Below are 2,653 nucleotides of genomic sequence, written 5' to 3'. Positions count from 1 at the left end.
ACTGCTCGGCCAGCCAGCGGATACCGGCCTGCTTCACCCGAGTCGACTGGCTGTACTGCATTCCGTGTTTCTCGTCATACCAGGGACTGTCCTTGACCCGCAGGTATGCTTTGTCGCGCTTCGGGTCCGCCGGCAAGTTTCCCTTGAGCAAACCTTTTTCCCGCATGAGAGTGATCAGTTTGGGGCGAGTGAGGCCGAGTTGAGCGGCTGTTTGGGCGAGGGTGCGTTCCATGGCGTCCTCCTATGCAGCGTGCGCAGCTGGAGTGGCTGCTGCAGCAAGATGGTTGATGGACTCAGTGAGCTTTGCGTAGATCTCGGCATCGGAGTCGTACAAGGTGAAGCAGCGCGTATGCGGGCTCTTGTTGCCGATGCTCAAGATGGCGGTGACGCCGCGGCGCGAATGGGTGCGATGCAGCGCCACATGCAGGGGAAGTTCAAAACCCATGTCGAGGCTCAGCACGCCCCCGGTGTGCACCAGTTCGAACACACGCTGCTTGTCCTGGACATCAAAATGGCCGTATTGACGATCGGCATGCGGGAGATGCACCAGGTCGCTGGAGTTGCTCGCGTCGAACGGACCGTTGGCAATCTCTTCAATAAAGTCGGCCAGTTTGAGGTGCATCGTCCTGTCGTTCTGCAGGGTCAGCGTGTGGCGTTCGCTGCCCAGTTCCACGACAAAAGTGCTTTCCACTGCGCTGCGCTCAACCTTGAGACGGAATGCCAGGCATTCACGCTTCTGTGCTGTGCGCAGGACGTGGTTGAAGGTCTCGGTCAGGTTGACCTGGGCGTTTAGCAACTGCAGGGTGCGGTTGTCGATTTTGTACTTGCTCATGCCGCGTGCCCTCCACCGTTTGGATCGATAGGAGAGGGCTGGCAGGACTTGGCAACAAGCTTGGGTTTGCTGTTAGAAATGACGACCATACAGCCCGTGGCGAGCTGCAGCTGTTCGATCAGTTTGCGATTGCTGACGCATGCCGGATGGACATGCAAGGTTGCGGTGGTACGCATTGGTATTGCCTCGCTCTGTGGTAAAGAGTGAGGCAAATATCACGTAATGTGCTTGCTTGTGTCAACACATAATGTGATTAAATTGGTGCGGCACTGTGTAGAAATCGTGATGACTTCAATATTCCGCCTACGAGATGGATTTCCTCCACCTCTTGTTCTGCAATGTGAAGAGTTTCGTAATCGGTATTGACGCTATCCAACCGGTACATTCCGTCTCGGAGATAAATAAACTCTTTGATCATCGCTTTGCCGGAGGACGTTCGGACTATGACCTCGTCACCGCTACTGAAGCGTTTGTTCGGCTCTATAAGAACGAACTCGCCATTTTTTATGCGGGGCATCAGGCTATCGCCCATGACTCTTATGCCATAGGCATCTGGGTCATCGCTATGAATGTTTAGGTAACCTTCACCTTGCCCTGGTGGCGGTTCTACCGTGTCGAAGAAGCCCTGATTCCCAAGCTGCGCGTTTGATAGCACAGGCACCTTTCCATCCTTAGCCCAGCCTACAAGGCTGCTAACAGGTTGGTCTTTGTCTTTCGATCTTCCGTAGTCCCTCACAAGAAGGTCTTCAGACCGAATCCGACCTTGAATGGCGTCTGAGTACGACTCAACGTCGGAACGATTTTTTCCTGCTACCAAGTCTGGAAAAGATACTCCCAGTGCTGTCGCTATCTTTTGCAAGTCGTGGAGATTGGGCTGACGAGCCCCTTTCTCGTAATTGCCTATCCGAGACTGGGATTCCCAACCGCAAGCGAAAGCAAGGGCTTGTTGGCTCATGCCCTTGGCTTTGCGGTATTGCTTAATACGTTCGCCGAGTGTGTTCATGTGCTTTTTTTACCACGCTCTGAAATTATTTATCATCACTTTGCGTGTTGAAATATCTGCGATTCGTGATTAAGATGGCTCCGGCTAATTGGAGGGCATCATGAATCTGATCGCTGAACATCGAGAGAAAGCTGGAATCAAGCAAAAGGAACTCGTTGTAGCTCTTGGATGGACTCAGGCACGTATAAGCAATTACGAAGCAGGACGTCGAATCGCAGGGCTTACGGAGTGCAGAGCCATAGTCAGAGCGCTCAATAAGCTAGGAGCGCCGTGCAGTCTTGATGACGTATTTCCTCCGGAAATGGAAGAGTCCCAAGCCGCATAGAAAAAAGGCGACCCAAGGGTCGCCCAGTTTCTCCCGATAGCATCACCACAATGCGGTCGGGTCGCGATGTCGGAAGGCGAGCACACCACATGCCGCCGACCTTCACCGCGTTTCCAAGGCTCGGAAGCCTTGGTGTTGCTGCCGTTCTTACCACAGAGCTGGCAGCTGTTGCGCCAGGGGTGAACAACGGATTGTTCGCCCCGGCACAGTGCCGGTGTTGGTCTTACGAACCTAGCCGGCTTTGGGCCTCTCCAGACCACGCGGCAAATGTATCACCAACTTCTGTCGCGCGGCACTGGCAACTTTTAGGATTAATGCCATGAGCCGTATCGCTCTGAGTTCTCTGGAACGGGCGCAGCGGGAAATCCTGCCGCTCGATTTAGCGCTGTACCACGCCGCTCGCGATTACCCGGGCGGCGCTGCTGCCATTGCTGCTACCACTGGCCGCAACCCGACCACGCTGCAGCACAAGTTGTCGCCGACTCACCCGAGT

5 protein-coding genes are annotated in these 2,653 nt (G+C 54.5%); 2 read left to right on the top strand and 3 right to left on the bottom strand.

Annotated elements, in window-relative coordinates:
- The 3 genes from KVG87_RS25625 to KVG87_RS25615 form a co-directional block, all read right to left on the bottom strand.
- Window positions 1-232, bottom strand: a 232-nt coding sequence (locus KVG87_RS25625; RefSeq protein WP_217853225.1) for a phage antirepressor KilAC domain-containing protein, incomplete at its 3' end; no start/stop codon positions are given.
- A gap of 9 nt (window positions 233-241) precedes the next feature.
- Window positions 242-832: a hypothetical protein gene (locus tag KVG87_RS25620; RefSeq protein WP_217853223.1), complete on the bottom strand. Its 591-nt coding sequence runs from the start codon at window positions 830-832 to the stop codon at window positions 242-244.
- A 253-nt stretch (window positions 833-1,085) separates the two neighbouring features.
- Window positions 1,086-1,835 (bottom strand): XRE family transcriptional regulator, encoded by a 750-nt coding sequence (locus tag KVG87_RS25615; protein ID WP_122691564.1) that lies wholly within the window; start codon window positions 1,833-1,835, stop codon window positions 1,086-1,088.
- A gap of 100 nt (window positions 1,836-1,935) precedes the next feature.
- On the opposite strand from KVG87_RS25615, the gene KVG87_RS25610 reads away from it, so the two are divergent.
- Window positions 1,936-2,160: a helix-turn-helix transcriptional regulator gene (locus KVG87_RS25610; RefSeq protein ID WP_045123078.1), complete on the top strand. Its 225-nt coding sequence runs from the start codon at window positions 1,936-1,938 to the stop codon at window positions 2,158-2,160.
- A gap of 319 nt (window positions 2,161-2,479) precedes the next feature.
- A partial coding sequence (locus KVG87_RS26155; RefSeq protein WP_367616695.1) for a phage regulatory CII family protein occupies window positions 2,480-2,653 on the top strand: 174 nt, incomplete at its 3' end.

Source organism: Pseudomonas siliginis (genome assembly GCF_019145195.1).
Lineage (GTDB): Bacteria > Pseudomonadota > Gammaproteobacteria > Pseudomonadales > Pseudomonadaceae > Aquipseudomonas > Aquipseudomonas siliginis.
The sequence above is the reverse complement of the archived record's forward strand: the minus strand, read 5'-3'. Positions and strand labels throughout refer to the sequence as shown.

Excerpts from the sequence above, each read along its gene's own strand:
- KVG87_RS25610 (WP_045123078.1), top strand. The coding sequence starts at position 1,936 with ATGAATCTGATCGCTGAACATCGAGAGAAAGCTGGAATCAAGCAAAAG.
- KVG87_RS25615 (WP_122691564.1), bottom strand. The coding sequence starts at position 1,835 with ATGAACACACTCGGCGAACGTATTAAGCAATACCGCAAAGCCAAGGGC.
- KVG87_RS25620 (WP_217853223.1), bottom strand. The coding sequence starts at position 832 with ATGAGCAAGTACAAAATCGACAACCGCACCCTGCAGTTGCTAAACGCC.